At 43.5% G+C, this 19,710-nt stretch carries 19 protein-coding genes and 3 pseudogenes; 12 read left to right on the top strand and 10 right to left on the bottom strand.

What is annotated here, in order from left to right; genetic code table 11:
• Positions 1-106: 106 nt before the first annotated feature.
• The 3 genes from AC0L66_RS18245 (at position 107) to sigZ (ending at position 2,818) form a co-directional block, all read left to right on the top strand.
• Complete coding sequence (locus tag AC0L66_RS18245) at positions 107-1,060, top strand: DMT family transporter (RefSeq protein WP_265675493.1); 954 nt, start codon at positions 107-109, stop codon at positions 1,058-1,060.
• Between the two features lie 37 nt (positions 1,061-1,097).
• Positions 1,098-1,916 carry an EamA family transporter RarD gene (gene rarD / locus AC0L66_RS18240; protein ID WP_473570261.1) on the top strand — a complete coding sequence of 273 codons (819 nt, stop codon included), beginning with the start codon at positions 1,098-1,100 and terminating at the stop codon, positions 1,914-1,916.
• Positions 1,917-2,275: 359 nt separating this feature from the next.
• Entirely contained in the window at positions 2,276-2,818 is a 543-nt protein-coding gene (gene sigZ / locus AC0L66_RS18235) for an RNA polymerase sigma factor SigZ (protein ID WP_265675495.1), read from the top strand.
• 158 nt (positions 2,819-2,976) lie between these two features.
• On the opposite strand, the gene AC0L66_RS18230 is transcribed toward sigZ, so the two are convergent.
• The 3 genes from AC0L66_RS18230 to AC0L66_RS18220 form a co-directional block, all read right to left on the bottom strand.
• On the bottom strand, positions 2,977-4,125 hold the full coding sequence (locus tag AC0L66_RS18230) for an iron-containing alcohol dehydrogenase (protein WP_265675496.1): 1,149 nt from the start codon (positions 4,123-4,125) through the stop codon (positions 2,977-2,979).
• Positions 4,126-4,339: 214 nt separating this feature from the next.
• Positions 4,340-4,678, bottom strand: a complete 339-nt coding sequence (locus tag AC0L66_RS18225) for a hypothetical protein (RefSeq protein WP_265675497.1) — start codon at positions 4,676-4,678, stop codon at positions 4,340-4,342.
• 199 nt (positions 4,679-4,877) lie between these two features.
• Positions 4,878-5,372, bottom strand: coding sequence for an NUDIX domain-containing protein (locus AC0L66_RS18220; protein WP_473570911.1), 495 nt, complete (start codon positions 5,370-5,372; stop codon positions 4,878-4,880).
• Positions 5,373-5,958: 586 nt separating this feature from the next.
• Here AC0L66_RS18220 and AC0L66_RS18215 point away from each other — a divergent pair.
• Positions 5,959-6,813 carry an SMP-30/gluconolactonase/LRE family protein gene (locus AC0L66_RS18215; protein WP_265675498.1) on the top strand — a complete coding sequence of 285 codons (855 nt, stop codon included), beginning with the start codon at positions 5,959-5,961 and terminating at the stop codon, positions 6,811-6,813.
• Positions 6,814-6,857: 44 nt separating this feature from the next.
• On the opposite strand, the gene AC0L66_RS18210 is transcribed toward AC0L66_RS18215, so the two are convergent.
• The 4 genes from AC0L66_RS18210 to AC0L66_RS18195 all read right to left on the bottom strand — a co-directional run bounded on the left by AC0L66_RS18210 (position 6,858) and on the right by AC0L66_RS18195 (position 10,198).
• A complete protein-coding gene (locus tag AC0L66_RS18210) occupies positions 6,858-7,103 on the bottom strand; it encodes a hypothetical protein (RefSeq protein WP_265675499.1) in 246 nt (81 codons plus the stop codon).
• Positions 7,104-7,588: 485 nt separating this feature from the next.
• Entirely contained in the window at positions 7,589-8,257 is a 669-nt protein-coding gene (locus AC0L66_RS18205; RefSeq protein WP_265675522.1) for a carbonic anhydrase, read from the bottom strand.
• Between the two features lie 381 nt (positions 8,258-8,638).
• The gene (locus tag AC0L66_RS18200; protein WP_265675500.1) at positions 8,639-9,136 is read right to left on the bottom strand and encodes a GNAT family N-acetyltransferase; all 498 of its coding nucleotides are present in this window, start codon (positions 9,134-9,136) and stop codon (positions 8,639-8,641) included.
• Positions 9,137-9,208: 72 nt separating this feature from the next.
• Positions 9,209-10,198, bottom strand: coding sequence for an endonuclease/exonuclease/phosphatase family protein (locus AC0L66_RS18195; RefSeq protein WP_473570258.1), 990 nt, complete (start codon positions 10,196-10,198; stop codon positions 9,209-9,211).
• Between the two features lie 92 nt (positions 10,199-10,290).
• Between AC0L66_RS18195 and AC0L66_RS18190 the strand changes: the two are divergent.
• The 3 genes and pseudogenes from AC0L66_RS18190 (at position 10,291) to AC0L66_RS18180 (ending at position 13,438) form a co-directional block, all read left to right on the top strand.
• A pseudogene (locus AC0L66_RS18190) lies at positions 10,291-11,479 on the top strand (MFS transporter).
• A 392-nt stretch (positions 11,480-11,871) separates the two neighbouring features.
• Positions 11,872-12,802: pseudogene (gene kdgK / locus AC0L66_RS18185) on the top strand (2-dehydro-3-deoxygluconokinase).
• Between the two features lie 12 nt (positions 12,803-12,814).
• Positions 12,815-13,438 carry a bifunctional 4-hydroxy-2-oxoglutarate aldolase/2-dehydro-3-deoxy-phosphogluconate aldolase gene (locus AC0L66_RS18180; protein WP_265675504.1) on the top strand — a complete coding sequence of 208 codons (624 nt, stop codon included), beginning with the start codon at positions 12,815-12,817 and terminating at the stop codon, positions 13,436-13,438.
• Positions 13,439-13,635: 197 nt separating this feature from the next.
• Here AC0L66_RS18180 and kdgR read toward each other — a convergent pair.
• A pseudogene (kdgR, locus tag AC0L66_RS18175) lies at positions 13,636-14,420 on the bottom strand (DNA-binding transcriptional regulator KdgR).
• Between the two features lie 244 nt (positions 14,421-14,664).
• Here kdgR and kduD point away from each other — a divergent pair.
• Genes kduD through AC0L66_RS18155 form a run of 4 tightly spaced genes read left to right on the top strand, consistent with a single transcriptional unit; the run spans position 14,665 to position 16,960 of the window.
• Positions 14,665-15,426, top strand: a complete 762-nt coding sequence (gene kduD / locus AC0L66_RS18170) for a 2-dehydro-3-deoxy-D-gluconate 5-dehydrogenase KduD (RefSeq protein ID WP_265675506.1) — start codon at positions 14,665-14,667, stop codon at positions 15,424-15,426.
• 21 nt (positions 15,427-15,447) lie between these two features.
• A complete protein-coding gene (locus AC0L66_RS18165) occupies positions 15,448-15,966 on the top strand; it encodes a YgjV family protein (RefSeq protein WP_473570257.1) in 519 nt (172 codons plus the stop codon).
• A gap of 12 nt (positions 15,967-15,978) precedes the next feature.
• On the top strand, positions 15,979-16,281 hold the full coding sequence (locus tag AC0L66_RS18160; protein WP_473570255.1) for a cupin domain-containing protein: 303 nt from the start codon (positions 15,979-15,981) through the stop codon (positions 16,279-16,281).
• A 37-nt stretch (positions 16,282-16,318) separates the two neighbouring features.
• Positions 16,319-16,960 (top strand): RpiB/LacA/LacB family sugar-phosphate isomerase, encoded by a 642-nt coding sequence (locus tag AC0L66_RS18155; protein WP_265675508.1) that lies wholly within the window; start codon positions 16,319-16,321, stop codon positions 16,958-16,960.
• 235 nt (positions 16,961-17,195) lie between these two features.
• On the opposite strand, the gene AC0L66_RS18150 is transcribed toward AC0L66_RS18155, so the two are convergent.
• Together AC0L66_RS18150 and AC0L66_RS18145 are read right to left on the bottom strand one after the other, a co-directional pair.
• Positions 17,196-18,326, bottom strand: a complete 1,131-nt coding sequence (locus AC0L66_RS18150) for an HlyD family secretion protein (protein ID WP_265675509.1) — start codon at positions 18,324-18,326, stop codon at positions 17,196-17,198.
• A 3-nt stretch (positions 18,327-18,329) separates the two neighbouring features.
• Complete coding sequence (locus AC0L66_RS18145) at positions 18,330-18,704, bottom strand: DUF3302 domain-containing protein (RefSeq protein ID WP_473570252.1); 375 nt, start codon at positions 18,702-18,704, stop codon at positions 18,330-18,332.
• A 110-nt stretch (positions 18,705-18,814) separates the two neighbouring features.
• Between AC0L66_RS18145 and AC0L66_RS18140 the strand changes: the two genes are divergently transcribed.
• On the top strand, positions 18,815-19,705 hold the full coding sequence (locus AC0L66_RS18140) for a DMT family transporter (protein ID WP_473570250.1): 891 nt from the start codon (positions 18,815-18,817) through the stop codon (positions 19,703-19,705).
• The last annotated feature ends 5 nt before the right edge of the window (positions 19,706-19,710 follow it).

Here is a 19,710-nt window from a genome sequence, read left to right as displayed (position 1 = left end):
TGCGGCGCTAATCTGTACCCATAAAATAAAAGTAAACTGTATCTTACTGTCAATTTTGTACCCTGTTAATTTAGCACCATCATGGAGCGGATGACTAGGCAAAATCATGTTAAAACAAGCTATTCCTTTTATTTTTGTTGTACTTTGGGCATCGGGTTTTGTGGGCGCAAAAATTGGGTTGGTGTATGCCGAACCAGCAACGTTATTAACCATCCGTATGTTGGGTAACGTCGTGTTGTTTTCAGTGCTTATCATCTTGCTCAGACGCTCGATACCTACAGGAAAAGCGCTACTGCATTCTTGTGTCGTTGGTATGCTAATTCATGGTTTCTATTTAGGTGGTACCTATGAAGCCATTAAATATGGGATGCCAGCAGGGTTGAGTGCGCTATTAGTTGGCATTCAGCCTTTGTTGACGGCCATGATTGTGACCAGTTTTGCTAAGCAGGTTTTAAAGCCTTCTCAGTGGTTGGGTTTAGTTATTGGTTTTATCGGCATTGGGTGCGTATTGGTGGGTAACATCCACTGGCAAGAGGGGAGTGACAAGCTTGCCGCCTTTATTTTTGTCTTTGCGGCGTTGTTGGGCATTACTTTTGGGACGCTTTATCAAAAGCGATTTTGTCAGGGCGTCGATATGATTGGTGGAGCGATGACGCAATATATTGCTGCTGCGCTGTTATTTATTCCCGTGGCGGTGATGACTGAGACTCGAGACGTGAATTGGACGTGGGCGTTTTCATTGACCATGCTGTGGCTGGTGGTCGTGTTATCGGGTGTCGCGGTGTTATTACTGCTTTATATGGTAAAGCATGGCGAGTCTTCTAAAGTTGCCTCAGTATTCTATTTAGTTCCTCCGGTTGCCGCTGTCCAAGCATGGCTATTATTTGGCGAATCTTTTGACCAATTTGGTATGTTAGGCTTTGCTCTAGCCTCTGCTTCGGTCTATCTCGTGGCGAAAGCGCCAAGGCTAAAGTTATCGCGTTTTTATCCAGAGAAATTAATTCAAAAAAAATATAAAAATGTCGACAAAGGCATGTCCAAGCAGTATGAAATACGATAATGTCCGAGATTATTGACATCTTATAGTAAGAATCGCCATGTTAACCCGTTTTTTAAGCTCATCCGAATCAACAAAGGGCGTTGTTGCTTCTATCATTGCCTCGTGCTTGTTTGCACTGATGCCAATCTATGTTCAGTTTCAGCCGGAGTTTAGTCACTGGTCTGTGGAGGGGGGAGAAGGGCATTGGATTGCCAGTCAAAGGGTAATATGGAGTGCACTCTTCATGATGATTGTGCTCAGTATTAGTGGGCGCTTTCTCCTTTTTTGGCGCGCGTTTCGTCAAACTCACCGTTGGCATCGATATCTGTTCTCAGCCTTGCTGGTAGGTCCTCAATATTGGATATTTGTATGGGCTCCTTTGTACGGTGAGACACTTTCTGTTGCGCTGGGATACTTTTCTCTTCCGCTGGTATTGGTATTAGTGGGGCGGTTTGTTTATGGAGATCAACTGTCTCCTCTGCAAACCGTAGCCTGTATTGTTGCAGCGGTTGGTGTAGCGTACGCCTATATGATGGCAGATGGTTTATCCTGGATTGTCCTGTTGATTGCTTTAGGCTATCCCGTTTACTTTGTTCACCGTCGTTCACTCAACATTCAAAGTGATGTGGGTTTTACTTTAGACAATGTATTTTTGTTGCCATTTGCACTTAGTGCCGTGTTCTATTTGCAACCGTTGGATGTTATTCGTAACTTAGACCTATCTGTGATGGGCTATTACATTGGTTTGGCGATTACAGGCTCCGTGCCAATGCTGCTGTTCCTCTTCGCCTCGCAGTCATTATCTATGTCGCTATTTGGCCTGCTGGGCTATGTTGAACCTAGTATTAGTTTTTGTCGTAGGGTTGCTATTGGGTGAGCGAGTGGCAACGGCAGATTTGCCTACTTATCTATTGGTGATGGCGGCGTTAATGATACTGGCTATAGATGGTGTGCGTCGGGCTCGCTCTCACGGCATGGTGAAAGCCAAGCGATAGTGGGTTTCGTGAGTGAGATAACATCTGGCAGTGGCGTGATGTTTATACGCTAACTTGATTTATACTTAATTTTCAGACGTTTTAATACAGAGGGTTTAACCATGATATCGTGGTTAAGCCCTCTGTCATTTTGCAAGTCAGAGACTGAACTGCACGATTCTTGGAAAGAAACTATTATTGGGAAGAAACTATTCTTGGGAAGAAACCATGATTGGAAAGAAACAATGACTGAAGCGAAACTATGATTGAAAAAATATGGGCCGAGTATCAAGCTAGCCTGAAACGCTTCTTGTGGACTAAGTTATCGAATTCCGATGATGTAGACGATGTGTTGCAAGAAGTAATGATTAAAACCTATCAAAATTTGGAAAAGCTTGAAAGTCCGAGCAGCGTTAAGGCATGGCTATTTCAGATTGCGAATCGAGCGGTGATTGACTTATATCGTCGCAAAGGGCGAAGTGCAGTATTAGAGGATAATTCGCTTTGGTTTGAACAAGATGAAGAAGATGCCAAAGCGCAACTGGCTCAGTGTATGCAGCCGTTGGTCGACTCATTGCCAGAGGCTTCTGCCGTATTGCTTACCGCCGTGGATTTAAATGGACAATCTCAGAAACAATTGGCGCAAGAAATGGGCATTAGCTATTCAACGTTGAAGTCGCGCATTCAAAAAGGACGCCGTGATTTACGCCATACTCTGGAGCAATGTTGTCAGCTATCTTTTGATGTTAATGGTAATTTGATGGACTTTCAGCCAAGGAAGAAAGGTTGTGGTAAGTGCGAATAGAGTAAGAAAATAAGGGGATAACACAGTTACGACCCTTATTTTCTTCGTAGGTGAGAATGCTCTCAGTGTTCGCTATATCTGGATTTTACATTGTAAATCTTAATTAACCTAAAGATGATTCCGCATTAGAGAATGCATCTCTGGGTTTGGAGTAAGTGTTACATTGCCGTTTCGAATATCGCCATGATTTCTTCTTTTGACGCTTGTTTTGGATTCGTCATACAGCAAACATCGGTCAGTGCACTTTCTGCCAACGCGGAAATATCGGATGCTTTAACGCCAATTTCCGTTAAATTGGCAGGGATACCGACGGTAGTCGCTAAATCAGCCATTGCATCTATAGCACAGAGTGCGGCTTCTTCCACAGCCATTCCTGATACGTCTCTTCCCATCGCGACAGCAATATCACGGAATTTTTCTGGGCAAGCGGTATAGTTAAAGCGCTGCACGTGCGGCAGTAATACCGCATTACAAACGCCGTGCGGCAAGTGGTATGTTGCGCCAAGTTGGTGTGCCATCGCATGGACATAACCTAACAACGCATTATTGAATGCCATACCCGCCATAAATTGTGCGTAAGCCATTTGTTCACGAGCTGCTAGGTTGTCACCATTTTCGATGCACAGCGGTAAATTGGTGTGGATCATTTCTATCGCTTTTAATGCGACGGTGTTAGTGATGGGGTTTGCAGCGGTAGAAACATACGCTTCAATGGCGTGAGTCAGTGCGTCCATACCAGTGGCCGCGGTCAGAGATTTCGGCATCGCAAGCATCAATTGCGGATCATTGACTGAGATAAGCGGTGTGACTTTTTGATCGACAATCGCCATTTTGATTTGGCGGGCTTCGTCAGTGATCACGCTGAACATCGTCATTTCAGAGGCTGTGCCAGCGGTCGTATTGATTGAGATAAGTGGAAATGGCGCTTGAGTCGCTTGGTTGATGCCTTCGTAATCCTGAATTTTACCGCCGTTGGTCGCCACTAATGCAATGCCTTTTGCACAGTCGTGAGGAGAACCACCGCCGACAGAAATAATGAGGTCACAGTCGTTATCGACTAAGTGGCTTAAACCTTGCTCAACATTGTCGATAGTCGGGTTTGGTTGAGTGCCATCATAGACTGCAAATGAGATATCACGCGCTGCCAATAGGTCGGTAATTTGAGCCACAACGCCGATTTTGTTTAGCACTGCGTCAGTGACGATCAATGTTTTCTTAAATCCTTGCTGCTCAATAATATCGATGGCTTGTGTTAAACACCCGTTACCTAACAAGTTTGTAGATGGGAGGATAATAGTACTGCTCATTTGAATGCTCCTTGCTATTCGTCATGATGAATATATGGCGTAAGCTAACACGGAGTTTTTTTGAATTTTATGACTTACGTCAATGAGAGTAATGCAGAACATTTAGTGAGCGGTTTCTATTAATTGAATAAAATCAATAGTTTAAAATGGGCTGCAGCCGAGCTGTCATGTTGGTCGGGTAGTTGGCTCGATCAAGTATAAGGGAATCGGATGGTTAACTGAGACTCAGATCACCTAATGTGACCTTTGATATCGCGTTGTAAGCCATATTCGAGTAGTGAACAATCTGTGCGGCACCTTCGAGTTCAAACCCTAATTCTAAGGATTCTTTCGTGCGTTCATCGACCTTGTTTAATAATTGAATGCAAAACGATACGTCGTCATTGGACCCTTTTATAGAGTCTAATAATTGCAAACTCATTAATTGGTCGGCGAGTTTTCTTACCGTCACTTCTAAATCATAAGCGTCTTCAGTGCGGCAAATATATTGTTGGTACTTGTCTAGTAATTTTAATGTGATGACTAGGTGTTCTTGTAGTGTCAACTGATCCATGTTTTTACTTATCCTAGTTAGAAACGAAAAGGTGTTTAACTATCAATGATAAACACTAGTGTCGTTCATAAAATATTGACACGCAGGAAACAATTAAGTTACGCGATCTACATCCCATTAAATGTCTCTTGTTTCATATTGTGCGCTGGAGTTAATGGATCTATAGCGCGTAACTTGCAAAGTGAAGAATTCATTGAGCTTATGAAACGATGAGCCCTTTAAGCTTTGCCAGCCCCCAAGCGCCAGTTGTGACGATGTCTTGAATGTCACCAGCGATAATCATTGCCTCAAACTCTTCGATGGAAAATGATTGTGTGATTAAATCTTCTTCTTCGATATCAAGTTTACGTTGTGTTTGGGTTAATTCCGTCGCGAGATAGATATGACAAGTCTGTTTTAGAAAACCGTAGGCGATGAGCTGTTGCCCGACCGCCACCATGTTGCCAGCGATTAATCCTGTTTCTTCTTGGAGTTCACCTTTTGCAAGTGTTAATGGATCAACCTTAGGGCTCGACTCCCAAGAGCCTTGTGGAAGTTCCCAGTATCGGGATCCAACGGAGTAGCGGTATTGCTGTACTAAGTGTATCTGACCATCATCTACCGCGATGATTACCGCGCAATCTGGCTTTTCTACCACACCGTAAATCCCTTTTGTGCCACTTTCTCTTTCAATTTGATCTTCTCTGACCGTCATCCACGAGTTTTGATAGACGACTTTTGAACTTAGGGTTTTGATGGACACTGCGTTGGCTCCTTTTCGTTATCATCTAAAACGCCTAGTTATCACATAGAACGTTTGCCAGTATGTTGTTTGTACCGCATAAGCATTGTATTGAATCAGTACGATGTCACAGTTAATGAAGATGCCGTGACAAATAGGCAGAAAGTATAGGGATTTCTACTCGTTTGCAATCAAGCCGAGTGGGTTGGAGGAATACGTATGAAACCATGGATGATGATGTGGCTCAAATGACAATACCACGCAAGGTCGTAAATGATATGAGCCAGTGATATACGAAGTAAGACGATATAACAGCGTGCGTTGTACCTGTTAATTACTCGCTTTCTGAAGCGAAACCGAAAATGCTGCTAGCTCCAGTCTTAACTTTTTGTTAAAAAGAGCAGATAAAATGAGAGTGCAGCGTCAAATTATCTTCGCAGCATCGTTTGTGTGCTAACCAGCATAGCTAACGTACTAATTAGTATAGTTAGCGTACGAATCTGCATAGCTGGCGTGTACTCAATAACTCCCAATTGAAAAATAGCAAAAGGACATAGGCGTGCAACCCAATATTCAGTTCGAAAAATTTGTAGACCTAGATTTTGACCTTGCCGAATGCCCTCGATGGGATTGGCGTAATGACTCTTGGATGTGGGTAAACATCTGCGATGGTGAGTTATGGCGCAATAAAAACGGTGAAAATGAAAAGCTCGAATTCGGTGAGCCGATTGGCTGTTTTGCTTTGTATGGTGAGCAGGGCTTCATCGTGGCGTTAAAGTCAGGTATGTACCTTGTTGATGGTTGGAGCAGTGAAAAAACTTCGCTAGCGCCGCTGGTTTCCGAGTATCCAAGAATGCGTTACAACGATGGACGTGGTGCACCCGGTGGACGTTTTGTTGCGGGTACACGTAATGGTGCGAAAGTTGGCGACCAAGGTCAGTTTCACCAATTGAATCTTGATGGTAGCATTGAAGCATTACCCATGTTTGCGTGGACGTGTAATGGCCTAGCGTTCTCTCCTGATGGTCAGTGGTTATATTGGGCAGACACAGGGTCAAGTAAAGTCTATAAACATAGCTATAATCCACAAACGGGTGAATACGGCGAGCAAGAATTGCATTGTGATCTTGAAGGTTATGCGGGCCGTCCAGATGGCGCAAGCGTAGACGTAAATGGTCACTATTGGGTTGCCATGTATGCTGGACAATCAGTAGTACAGATTTCACCGCAAGGCGAGGTTATGCAGGTCATTAGCGTAGAATCTGAGAATCCTACCATGGTGGGCTTTGGTGGTGAAACGATGAGTGATCTGATGGTAACGTCTGCTGCGGGTAAGGACGAAAAGGGTCAGCTGCTGATTGCAAAAGGGGTGGTAGAAGGCTTGAAAGAGTCACTGGTTACTATCGCGATCTAAGTGGGTTTGATTGACTTAAACAGCGATATCAAGGGTATCGCTGTTTAAGACGTCATTAATAGCCTTTGTTTTTCCGTTCTGTTCATCTCACTTAAATCTTCTTCCGTGATGTATTTTTTGGCTACCACGTTTCCAGACACAACTAAGTGGGAGATATAGTCATGCCTAGGTGATGACGGCATATTACTCCACAAGAAATCCGCCTTTGTGGTGTCTGAGAATTGGATATTTAGCACAATGGTGTCTTGCTCATCTCTTACGTCATAGACGTTAATCTCGCATTGCCTCATGGACCACCTCTTTATTTAGTGGACTCACTTTGTTTCGTGAACTCACTAACGTTAAATCAAAACAAGTAATAGAAGAATGCGGTTTTGTGTTTCCGTCGTCAGCTTCTCAATACTGCAACATGCTCTCATATTCGTTAACGTTCAGGTTACGCGTAATCCGTACGGTAAACTTTGAATTACTTCTAAATGCTTTAACCTCACCCGTTGGAATTGACAATTTTGGAATAGACCTCTTAAAAAAAGGCGCGCAAATGAGGTTGATTGACAAGATTTAACCAATTAGATTGAAATTTATAAGTCTTGTGATGCATTGGCTAGGGAGATTTCAATATTTGTGTACTAGCACGTGTGAATGTAGCGGTATTACTCGGTGTGAATATTCGCGAAGAAGTCAGATGAACATGTTGGATGAATTCGGCAAGTGGCGTTGCTGAAAAGCATGAGGAGATATGATTTACCATAAATGGCAAATCATATGTAACTCGCTACTGAAGTACTTTTCTCGCGTGGATAGGTTGCACAGGCCTTGCGTTATTACCCATGATGGTCTTCAGCTGTTTGATTTCTTGTTGATTTGCAGTTTGTTTATCTTTGAGCACAAACCAACGAACGCCTTCGCTGCACGGTGGCGTGGTCAGGGAGCCACTAAAGCGATAATAGCTACGTACTCTAGGAAGGAGTGAATCGAGTGCAATAGACGTTGACGGCTGTATGGTTTGATTATTGTTTGGGATACTAGACAATACTTGTTTTAAGGCACTGTCTTCTCTTAACCCTGCTTGGTAAAAAACACTGATGACGGCTAAGGCGTTATTGCTATTGGCATGAACAAAATGCGCCTCTAACGGAGAATGTTCGCCATTTAGCGTATTTTCTGATGGGGTATGGAAGTGGAATTGCTTTAGCGCAAAGGTATCCCCATCGATACTGAGCGTATTGTCTCCGGTAACATTCACTTGCACGGTATGTCCGTTGTTCACGATATTAGAAACTTGTCCGGAATAATTCATTACTAGATTGCCTAGCGAGGCGTCTATGGTGACGTCGCTATTGATGTCTATGGGGCTCTGGTTTTTGCCGTCAGAACAGGTTGCACTTATTGCCCCCCAGTTATCCACGCCATGTTCGCCTTGATAACCCCATTCTGATGCCATTACGATGGGTGGGGATAGCAGCGCCCCTACGGTGATGCAAGCCAATAAATGGGCTCGATAGTGTGTTGTTCGTGTTTTCATACGGTCTCCTTATCTTTGCTGAAGGTGATGAGCAAGTAAGCCCAGTCCTTTTGGAGCAACAAGCGTGAGCATGACTTCACGACATGCTGCCCTTTTCAAAGGGAGAAAGACTAAGGGATTTATTGATGTATGCCACCAAGTGACTATGGGTTTGTGAGGCTAGTCCAACTTTATGCAACTGAGTTGTTTGACTAGGCTGAGGTCATTCTTGTCATGGTGACAAGAAGGTATGTTCGGGTGATCAGTCCCCATTAAGGAAGGGGACAAGGTTGGTTGTGATTATTAGACGCAGTGTCGCGATTAAAGCTGGTCTTTTAGGCGTGCCATGTAGTAAGTAGAAATGAACTCACCATCACGTAACACGGAGCAGAGTGCTTCCCCTTCAATTTCAAAACCGTACTTGGTATACAGGGCTATTGCTGCTTTATTATCGGCATTGACTTCAATTTGAACGCGCTGCACATTTAACCAATTGTCGGTAAGCTCTAAGACGGTTTCTATTAATCGGCTGCCGATGCCCATACCGTGAAAGTCATCATGAACACCTAGGCCAAAAGTGGCGCAGTGCGCGGTTCTTGGTCGTTGTGAATGCTCAAGACCAATGTTACCAACAATTTTTCCATCCAGTTCGGCGACAAAACTGTAGACACCAACGGGCATGTTTTTTAGCCGCTCTTGCCACATTGTGATAGATGGGAAAGGGAGCTGAAGCGTTTCGCGCTGTGCTTTAGGTTGAGAGTAAAGGTGCGTTAGCCCTTCGGCATCTTTATATTCTGTTGGCCGGATAAGGATATTCATGCTCGCGTCCTAGTATTGGGTGGTAATGATATAACTAATTGATTTTAATTGTTTATGCAATAGATTTGTGCATTATTCACGCTCGCCCCTACGTTTAAGCGTTATACTGACAATAGCGTGATCGGTACTTACATCATCATCACCAAATCTTGGGTCGATAATGTGTTTGTCGATCAGTTGATAGTTTTGAAGCTCAAATAGAGAGTGAGCATGACCAATATCAAACTCAGGGGAAAGTAGAATATGGTCGAGTCGATTCCCTTTTGCACCATAGTAATGAGTGATGGGGCTGGCCGCGTCAGGTGAAGCTTGTTGCTGCTGAAATACAGCCCAGCTATCTAATAATGTATAGGGAAAAATAGCACTAGCCGATAGGGGGTGGCGCCTTAAGTGACTGGATCGTAGAGGACTAAACTCAATAGCATCAAGATTATTATTGAAGTCTCCTAAAAGGACGGCTGGGTTATGTGTGGCTTTTTTACGCGTGACAATGGCGTTGTGAAGTGACAATACTTCGGTTTGTCGTAACTGCGTCGAGGCGCAGGAAGCATGCAGCTCGTTTAGCCACTGATCAACAGTGGATTCAAGCGAGGGATCAAGAATGTCGGATGCAGGACGCTGAGATTTCAGGTGAACATTATAGAGATCGATATTGTGCCCATTACCAATGTCGAGAGTGACATGCAAAGGAGGGCGGCTAAACTCTCCAACGGCCGCCGCTAGAAACGGTAGATGAGCTTGTTGAGTTAATGGAAAGCGTGATGCAAAGGCAAGTGAAGGCTCTGAATAGATATAATCCGCCTCAATATGGCTCTCTTGGTTAAGGTAAAAGTAGTGATAGCCAAGCTTGTTTAAGTGCATGCGTAGCGTATCTGCAGAGAAGACTTCTTGAAATGCGATGATGTCGGCATCTAGCAAGCGAAGCGTTTGTTCTAACCAGCGAGTCTTTTGAGTCCATTGTTGGGCCGTGTAGATATTGTCCATTTCATAGAAGGCAAATGGAGGAGCGGCGAAGTTACATAAGTTAAAAGTCGCGAGTTTTATTGTATTTATATTTTGCAACGGTTTAGACTCCACATTGGCTCGTAAAATCACTCGAATAATAGAACGAGCATCCATCAGATCAATAGTATCAGTACTTCAGGAAAATAATCATGCTATCTAGCCACAAATCATCAGATTGGCGCACACCGCAAAACTTTCTCATTATCATTTCTATTATTGTTCCTATCGCATTTTCTAGTTGGATGGCGTTATTGAATAATTTTGTTATTGAAAGGGCGAATTTTGATGGTGCTGATATTGGTTTGCTACAAAGTGTCCGAGAAATTCCGGGATTTTTGGCCTTTACGGTGGTGTTTGTGCTGCTGTTCATTAAAGAGCAAAAATTTATGGTGCTTTCTCTACTAATGTTAACGTTAGGGACCGCCATTACTGGTTTCTTCCCCTCTGTTACGGGGCTGTTGATCACGACATTTATTATGTCTACTGGTTTCCATTATTTTGAAACGTTAAAACAGTCTTTATCCCTTCAATGGTTGAGTAAAGAAGAAGCGCCAGAAATGCTGGGTAAACTCATCTCTATTGGTGCTCTGGCGTCGTTGCTGACTTATGGCTCGTTATGGGTAATGTTAGAAATATTTGCGTTGGATTACATTTGGGTTTATGGCATTTCAGGTGGCATTGGTTTTGTGTTGGTTTTGGTGATTGCCTTTGCGTTCCCCCAGTTTAAGACTGAGACCCCACAAAACAAGAAATTGGTATTGCGAAAGCGTTATTGGTTGTACTACGCCTTGACCTTTATGAGTGGTGCAAGACGACAAATATTCACCGTTTTTGCTCAGTTTTTTAATGGTAGAGAAGTTTGGTTACAGCGTGGCGGATATCACGCTACTTTTCTTAATTAACTACTTGTTCAACTTTTTGTTTGCGAAAAAAATCGGTCGTTTCATTGGTATTGTTGGAGAGCGTAAAGCCCTTATTTTCGAATATATCGGTCTGATTTTTGTTTTTGTCGGTTATGGTCTTGTACAAACCGCGGAGTGGGCCGCTGCTCTGTATGTGGTTGATCACTTGTTTTTTGCGTTGGCGTTGGCAATAAAAACCTATTTCCAAAAGATTGCCGATCCTGCCGACATGGCATCGACCGCAGGGGTGTCATTTACCATTAATCATATAGCAGCCGTGGTGATTCCGGTAACATTTGGCGTTATTTGGCTTGTCTCGCCAGCGAGTGTGTTCTATATCGGTGCGGCGATGGCAATGATATCGCTTGTGTTGTCTCTGAATATTCCAAGAAACCCAGAAGAAGGAAACGAAGTTCGAGTTCTTAAGTGGAACTAATGCGTTTTGGTTTTTATTTGTTTGATGTTGGATTGAATGGTTGGGTTGAATCATACTCGATGTGTGATTGAGCTTAGATAGGGTTCATTAATTCTTATGCATAGGCAGCCTTTGGGCTGCCTTTTTTGATGATCACTATCACAAGCAATAGGGAAATAAACGCTACAACCGCACTCTGATTACTGGTATGATTATTAAAAATGAACCGCCATTTCATAAAAATAGATTTATTTTTTCGAATTTATGATGAATGGTAGGGAGTGGAGAAGAACACAAGGACTGGTAAAGGTTCTTGCCCATGAAGATTCTGCGACATTTCGCGCTTGAATTACCTTGCTCATCCACACAAACAACACATTACTATTGAATGGAACGCAACTGGACAGTCAACTATGACCCAATACAAAATTGCCATCATTGGCGAATGCATGGTGGAACTGCAACGTAAAGGTGAGCTACTAAAACAGAGTTTTGGTGGCGATACTTTGAATACGGCACTCTATCTTTCGCGTCTTACTCAGCAACATGATCTTACCGTTAGCTATGTGACGGCTTTGGGTGATGACCCTTTTTCTACTGAAATGATGAATGCATGGCAGCAAGAAGGGGTGGATACGCATTTAATCTTAAAGCTGAAGGACAAAATGCCTGGTCTTTATCATATTGAAACGGATCACACTAGGTGAGCGGACTTTCTTTTATTGGCGTAGTGACGCCGCAGCGAAATACGTTTTTGACCAACCTGAGTCAGCCAGTCTGTTAGAGACCTTGCTAAGTTATGATGCAGTGTATCTAAGCGGAATCACGTTGGCAATTTTAACGGATCATGGCCGTGGTAAGTTGTTTGAATTCTTGAGTACATTCAAAGCGCGCGGTGGCAAAGTATTTTTCGATAATAATTACCGCCCGAAACTGTGGCGTGATCAAGCGCTTGCTGCAGACACTTATAAAACAATGCTAAGTTACACAGACACGGCGTTATTAACATTTGATGATGATCAAGCCCTATTTGGTGACAAGGTTGTTGAGCAGTGTATCGAACGAACTTATCAAGCGGGCGTTACAGAAATTGCTATCAAACGTGGTGCGGAAGATTGCTTAATATATTGCGATAGTGACACGACAAGTGTGGCACCAAAACCGATTAGCCATGTTGTAGATACAACGGCAGCAGGGGATTCGTTTAGCGCTGGTTACCTTGCCAAGCGACTCACTGGTGGTAGCGCTGTAGCGTCTGCTGCTATGGGTCACAAGGTCGCGGGCGCAGTTATCCAGCACCAAGGCGCAGTAATTCCAAAGAATAAAACACCAGAACTCGATTAGTAGGACAAATAAATGACAACATTGAATGAAAAACTAGCGGACTTAAAAGTCATCCCAGTTATTGCTATCAACAAGGTTGAAGATGCCGTTCCACTAGGTAAGGCGCTGGTTGAAAATGGCATGCCTTGTGCTGAAATTACCTTCCGCACCGCTTGTGCCGTGGACGCGATTGCCGCTATGCGTAAAGCGTTCCCAGATATGCTAATCGGCGCGGGTACGGTGCTAACCAATGAACAAGTTGATCAGGCTATCAATGCTGGCGTTGACTTCATTGTTAGCCCTGGCTTCAACCCAAGAACGGTTCAATATTGTATCGATAAGAATATCCCAATTGTTCCGGGTGTTAACAACCCGAGCTTGGTTGAGCAAGCAATGGAGATGGGATTGCGTACATTGAAATTCTTCCCTGCAGAGCCATCTGGCGGTGTGGGAATGCTTAAAGCGCTAACGGCGGTGTACCCTGTTAAATTCATGCCGACAGGTGGTGTTAGCCTTAACAATGTGGATGATTATCTCTCTATTCCTTCCGTATTGGCATGTGGTGGGACTTGGATGGTACCGACGGCGCTCATTGACGAAGGCCGATGGGATGAATTAGGCGCGTTAGTTAAAGATGCGGTAGCTCATGTAAACTAATTCAAATCCGCTGCACCGACGGGGCGGTTTTTGATAACGGTTCCAGGTGATAGAAAAAGAAACGCAGCCGCGTCATATCGACGCAGGCTGCTTTTTTTGTTGGTAAGTGATGTTGGTGGAAGTTATGTTTTGTGTAATGAACTTTAGTGCCTGGCTATGAACCGACGATGTAACGGAAACGAGACAATGCGCGTTAGTTACACTGGATAATTGGTAAACCCTAAATGCTCCGAGATATTTCGGCTAAGCTTGATGCAATAGGTGCACGTAGTGATCTTTCCTATCTTCGTCGAAGCGAATGGTTGGGAAGGAGATTGATACGCCAGCGATGACGGTGCCGAAGCGGTCGTAGACCGAGCGCTGCAATACAACGTAGGCCAGGTTCTTGCTCTTCGTTATCTTCACCAAAGTGTTGTTGCTTGACGAGGCTCAGCTCTTGAAGAAGTTGTTCAATACTCTCGAGTGTATTCGGTGTGCTTTTGACAAACTCAGCATCAACTAATGCATGACGAATAGAGGCTTCATCACGCTCTGCCAGTAATACCTTGCCAATTGCGGTTGTGTGTAAAGGGTTACGGCGACCGACTCTAGAATGCATTCTCAATGCATGACTCGAGTCTATTTTATGGATATAGATGATCGAACCATGATCCAGCGCGCCAAGGTGGATGGTTTCATTGGTTTCTTCTGAAATCACACGCATTTCTTTTTCCGCTAGCTCAACGAGATCCACCCATTCTAGCGATTTGGAACCCAGTTCAAACATCTTCAATGTTAATGAATATTTGTCAGCCTCACCTTGCTGGGAGACATAGCCAAGCCCTTTCATCGTTTGTAGAAATCGATAAGTGGTGGCTTTAGACATCATTAGACGCTGTGACAGATCGGAAACGCCGATCTCTTTTTGGTCACCCAATGACTCTAGAATATTGAATACTTTTAATACCGAAGAAACGGCTTCAGGCTGCGTGGATTTCTCCATGATCATTCCTTTCTCATTATGTCCTACATGCGAAAGCTAACACTGTTCACTATTTTTAAAAAGCCTTTTTAGAAAAAATGATTCAATTAAGATCTGTCTCACATTTATTTTTGATTATCAAAATTATTTTTGAAATGATGTTTTAAAAATATTGCTAAAGGTGTTTTATTGATTTATTGTAATCACATATTCAGTCAGCGATACCCATCGCGACGATGACAATCATAAGTTGAGGAAAAGGAACATGATGTTAGATTCATTTAATTTAAGCGGTAAGGTCGCGATTGTTACTGGTTGTGATACAGGCTTAGGTCAAGGTATGGCGCTTGGTTTAGCAGAAGCTGGCTGTAAAATTGTGGGCGTCAACTACGTTGAACCAACGGAAACGATCGAGAAAATGCAGGCTGCTGGCCATACTTTCTTAGATGTTCGTGCAAACTTGCTTAAGCAAGATGACATTCCAACCATTATTGACAAAGCGGTAACTGAATTTGGCCGAATCGATGTGCTAGTAAACAACGCTGGTATTATTCGTCGTGAAGATGCGATTAATTTCTCAGAGCAGGATTGGGATGATGTGATGAACATTAACTCGAAGACGGTTTTCTTTATGTCTCAAGCGGCGTCTAAGCAATTTATTGCTCAAGGCGATGGCGGTAAGATCATTAACATCGCGTCCATGTTGTCTTACCAAGGTGGTGTTCGTGTGCCATCTTACACAGCATCAAAAAGTGCCGTTATGGGTATCACACGTGCGATGGCGAATGAATGGGCAAGTCACAACATTAATGTGAATGCTATTGCACCTGGGTACATGGCAACGAATAACACACAAGCATTGCGTGAAGATGCAGACCGTAACAAAGCGATCCTAGAGCGTATTCCTGCGAACCGTTGGGGTACACCGCGAGATGTTGCTGGACCATGTGTATTCCTAGCATCTTCAGCTTCTGATTACATCAATGGCTACACTATTGCTGTTGACGGTGGTTGGTTAGCGCGTTAATACCTAAAGAGAATGAGTGAGATGGGGACAGAGGTAACGGCACAATTTTTTGGCTTCATCAGTTTTGCACTGGGTATGTCGACGTTTTATCAAAAAGACGATAAGAAACTCAAAATTTTAATGCTGTTACTTAATCTCAACCATCTTGTTCATTTCATTTTAATGGGTTCGATGGTGTCTGCGGCGAGCGCGTTGCTGTCTACGTTTAGGACAGGAATGGCGATCTACACCCGTTCTTTATGGGTTGCTGCCTTATTTGTGATAATCAGTGTCGTCGTTGGATTAGCTTTGGCCCAAGATGCGTGGCAATTATGGCCCATCGCTGGCACTGTCATCGGAACCATTTCGATATTTTTATTAAAGGGTATTCCTTTACGCTTAGGATGCCTACTTGGCGCGACGTGTTGGCTTATCAATAATCTTTCGATTGGCTCAATTGGCGGAAGTTTGCTTGAAGCATCGGTCATTATGATGAATATGTTGACGATTGCTCGTTTGTATCGCGATAAACGTAGCTCAGATACGGTCTCTCAAGGTTAGTTTATCAATATCATGGCGTATGAACCGTCTGAAAGGCGATACCGCAAGGAGTCATGTTTAGATATTAATAAATGTGACGACGTAACTTTTGGTGTCGCAGCTCAGCAAGGGATGGTAGAGAAGTACTGCCATTCATATGAGAAGCTCACATTAGTGCTAACGGGTTGCTTTGAATTTGTATCAAGAGAAGAGACCCAAAGACTTCGTGCAGGTGAAGTCATCATCCATAGGGCACATACACCACACACAGTGACATGTATTGAAGCGGGTATGATTGTTGATAGTTTCATACCAAGTGATAAAGAAATATTTTAGTTATAATTTTTGATTCGCAATATAGCGGGAGAAACAAATGAAAATTGCATTGATGATGGAAAACAGCCAAGCGGGTAAAAACGCAGTGGTTTACAACGAGCTGACTAACGTGGTTGCACCACTAGACCATGCCGTGTTTAACGTGGGCATGAGTGATGAAAATGATCATCACCTTACGTACATCCATCTAGGTATCATGGCGAGCATTCTAGTAAACTCGAAAGCCGTTGATTTTGTTGTAACGGGTTGTGGTACAGGTCAAGGTGCGATGATGTCACTGAATATCCACCCTGGCATTGTTTGTGGTTACTGTTTAGAGCCGTCAGACGCGTTCTTGTTTAACCAAATTAACAACGGTAATGCGTTGTCTTTAGCCTTTGCAAAAGGCTACGGTTGGGGTGCGGAACTGAATGTTCGCTATATTTTTGAAAAAGCCTTCACCACGGGTGAACGTGGTCAAGGTTACCCACTTGAGCGTGCTGAGCCACAACAACGCAATGCTGGTATTTTAAATGAAGTTAAAGCGGCAGTGGTTAAAGAAAACTACTTAGACACGCTAAAAGCCATTGATGTTGAATTGGTGAAAACAGCCGTGACAGGTGAACGATTCCAGCAATGTTTCTTCGAGCACTGCCAAGTACCAGAAATCGAGCAATACGTACGCTCACTATTGGATTAATTGTTATCTAGCTATAATACGCGTAGATATCAAGCTAGTAGCTATAAGACTAGTAGCTATAAGACTAGTGGCTATAACATTAGTCGCTATGATATTCGTGGCGATAACACCAATAATAGATAGAAAAATGGCAACCTTGGGTTGCCATTTTTATTGCACATTGTTTAACCATTAGGTGTGCTCGTCATTACTATGGTTAAGAACGGCGACGTTACCAACGGTTGGTTACCTCTGCTTAATGATCTAAGTAGAGGTAGTTTTGCCAACTTTTCATGCGGATTAAAACTTTTCGCATAATCGACACATGTTTGAAGCTATCTGAGTAGATGGCAATTTCGGCGTTAGAACCCGTAGGAAGCACGTATTCACTCATATCATCATCGAGTACCAGTTTCACCATAGCACGACCTGAAGTATTGAAGGTTTGTGTACTTCTTAGTGTGCCACTCGCGCTGATCTGACCTTCAGCAATCGTCGGTAAGACTTCCACTATTTTACCTTTGAATACCTTACCCGGTAGCGCGCGGAATAAGAATTCAGCTTCAAAGCCGGGCTTAAGTCGTTGTAATGAGTTCTGTCTGAATGCACCGACAAAGAACTCTTCTTCTTTATGGACAAAGGTCATTAGCGGCACCAAAGGAAGCGGTACTGCCATCATGCCAGGTCTCAGCGCTAATTGAGTGACATAGCCGTCGGTAGGGGCACGGACAACCGTTTCTCTTAGGTTAAATTCGGCTTGAATCAATGCGGCTTTTAACTGAGCTACGGTAGTATTCTCGCCGAATATTTGTGATTCAAAAGCCAGTCTCGCGCTTTCTTCTTTCGCTTCAGAGGCTTCAAATGCAGCTTGGCTTGCTTTGAATGACTGACGGCGTGTGTCGACTTGTTGCTCAGTAAATGCGCCTCGTTTGAAGCCTTTTTGATATCGAGCAAATTCGCGCTCTGCTTTGTCACGCTCGGCAGCGGCTTTAATTGTATCGGATTGCGCCGCTTTATAATCACTCTCGAGTTGTAACACATCTTGATTGGCATCGGCGAGTGCGGCTCTGGCTTTAATGACTTCCGCTTCATAAGGAATCGGGTCAATTCTTAGCATGACATCGCCTTTTTTCATCTGTTGGTTAGCTTCTACGTTGACTTCAACGACTTTGCCCCGAACACTCGAAACAATAGGCGTTGTGCTGTAGAACTGCCCACCGACTTGCGTAAACGGATGGTTGTAGTTCATTAACAAGATAAGTGTACCTATGAGTACTACGCCACCAAGCACCGCGGTTGGGACGGTCCATTTATTGAGTGGAATCTTGAAAATTTTAAAGATGGCAATACACAACGCGGCGTAAGTTAGTACGAGTAATAGATCCATGAATTACTTCTCCTCTTCCACAGCTTGAGCTTGCTGTACCACTTGTTTACCTTTTAAATACCTAATCTCTTGTTCCATGTTAGAGACTTGATCAACTAACTTTTCTAGGCGGTGATGCAAATCATGTTGCTCTTCTTCCAGTTTATGAAAGCCCCAACCACGCTCTTTGCGCCAAAGGGTTGCCCAAATCCATAGAAATGGCCAAATGGCATGCAGCGTGAATAAACTGACCCATCCAGCGACATGTATGGCGTCTTGATGAGGGTGATCACGTTCTTTTGCAATTTCAAAAGGAATATCGTGAATAACAATAATGCCGTAAAATATGACGAGGGCGACGAAAACAAGCAGTCCAAGAGCAAAGTAATCAAGAAACATAGTTCATCCTTGCGAGAGTTAAAATAGCGAATTGAAATAGTTCAACTGGTTAAGTATTTGTTATATTTATGTATTACGCAACAGATAAATGATATTTAAAGAGGAATTTGATGACATTTATTGGTGAGGGGGCTGCAATTGGTGCAGCCATGGTTTGGGCGATAGCAACATGGATTTATAGCCAGTTCAGTCATCATTTTAGTTCTATGCAGTTGAATATCATAAAAGGGTCTATTGCGTCGGTCATGATGCTGATGGTGCTGCCTTTTACTCAGATGCCTGATGTCAGTGTAGAGCCTAGGTATTTATGGATTCTTGGCATTTCCGGTGTGATCGGCATCGCTATTGGCGACAGCGCTTATTTCGCGGCTCTTAAACGTATCGGTGCGAATAAAACCTTACTTCTAGAATCTTTGGCTCCTCCACTTTCAGGCATTTTAGCATTGGTATTTTTAGGCAGTGCGTTGCAGCTTCAAAGCTGGCTGGGCGTTGTGATTACCACCATTGCGGTGACCTCTGTAGTGTTTCAGCCAAATGATGGCAACGGAACCGGTTATGATATGAAGGGCATTGCGTTTGGCCTGTTGGCAAGCACCTGTCAGGCGTCAGGCGTGGTGATTTCCCATTTTGCACTGGTGCAAGGGGATTTACCGCCATTACTTGGCGCGCTAATTCGACTGACTATTGGGGTTGCTGCGGTCGCTATGTTTGTCGTGTTTGCGGAGAAAAAGCCGTTTAATGCGATAAAAAAACAGTGCTTGTCTATGACAAATAATAATTGGATGTGGTTATTGGCAGCCATTTTTGTCGGCACATTTTTGGCATTATGGTTACAGCAGGTGGCGCTAAAATACGCCAACCCAGCTATCGCGCAGACTCTGATTGCAACTAGCCCGTTGTTTATCTTAATTATTTACGCTATTCGTGGTGAGAAAATTAGCTGCCGTAGTGTTGTTGGTACTTTGTTCGCAGTGTTGGGGGTATCGTTATTCTTTCTTTAAAGAGT

Source organism: Vibrio sp. GJ43-1, from assembly GCF_055808835.1.
Note: the sequence above shows the minus strand (reverse complement) of the source record. Positions and strands in the feature narration are given on the sequence as shown.

Excerpts from the sequence above, each read along its gene's own strand:
- AC0L66_RS18245 (WP_265675493.1), top strand. The coding sequence starts at position 107 with ATGTTAAAACAAGCTATTCCTTTTATTTTTGTTGTACTTTGGGCATCG.
- rarD (WP_473570261.1), top strand. The coding sequence starts at position 1,098 with ATGTTAACCCGTTTTTTAAGCTCATCCGAATCAACAAAGGGCGTTGTT.
- sigZ (WP_265675495.1), top strand. The coding sequence starts at position 2,276 with ATGATTGAAAAAATATGGGCCGAGTATCAAGCTAGCCTGAAACGCTTC.
- AC0L66_RS18230 (WP_265675496.1), bottom strand. The coding sequence starts at position 4,125 with ATGAGCAGTACTATTATCCTCCCATCTACAAACTTGTTAGGTAACGGG.
- AC0L66_RS18225 (WP_265675497.1), bottom strand. The coding sequence starts at position 4,678 with ATGGATCAGTTGACACTACAAGAACACCTAGTCATCACATTAAAATTA.
- AC0L66_RS18220 (WP_473570911.1), bottom strand. The coding sequence starts at position 5,372 with ATGACGGTCAGAGAAGATCAAATTGAAAGAGAAAGTGGCACAAAAGGG.
- AC0L66_RS18210 (WP_265675499.1), bottom strand. The coding sequence starts at position 7,103 with ATGAGGCAATGCGAGATTAACGTCTATGACGTAAGAGATGAGCAAGAC.
- AC0L66_RS18205 (WP_265675522.1), bottom strand. The coding sequence starts at position 8,257 with ATGGCATCAGAATGGGGTTATCAAGGCGAACATGGCGTGGATAACTGG.
- AC0L66_RS18200 (WP_265675500.1), bottom strand. The coding sequence starts at position 9,136 with ATGAATATCCTTATCCGGCCAACAGAATATAAAGATGCCGAAGGGCTA.
- AC0L66_RS18180 (WP_265675504.1), top strand. The coding sequence starts at position 12,815 with ATGACAACATTGAATGAAAAACTAGCGGACTTAAAAGTCATCCCAGTT.
- kduD (WP_265675506.1), top strand. The coding sequence starts at position 14,665 with ATGATGTTAGATTCATTTAATTTAAGCGGTAAGGTCGCGATTGTTACT.
- AC0L66_RS18165 (WP_473570257.1), top strand. The coding sequence starts at position 15,448 with ATGGGGACAGAGGTAACGGCACAATTTTTTGGCTTCATCAGTTTTGCA.
- AC0L66_RS18160 (WP_473570255.1), top strand. The coding sequence starts at position 15,979 with ATGGCGTATGAACCGTCTGAAAGGCGATACCGCAAGGAGTCATGTTTA.
- AC0L66_RS18155 (WP_265675508.1), top strand. The coding sequence starts at position 16,319 with ATGAAAATTGCATTGATGATGGAAAACAGCCAAGCGGGTAAAAACGCA.
- AC0L66_RS18150 (WP_265675509.1), bottom strand. The coding sequence starts at position 18,326 with ATGGATCTATTACTCGTACTAACTTACGCCGCGTTGTGTATTGCCATC.
- AC0L66_RS18145 (WP_473570252.1), bottom strand. The coding sequence starts at position 18,704 with ATGTTTCTTGATTACTTTGCTCTTGGACTGCTTGTTTTCGTCGCCCTC.
- AC0L66_RS18140 (WP_473570250.1), top strand. The coding sequence starts at position 18,815 with ATGACATTTATTGGTGAGGGGGCTGCAATTGGTGCAGCCATGGTTTGG.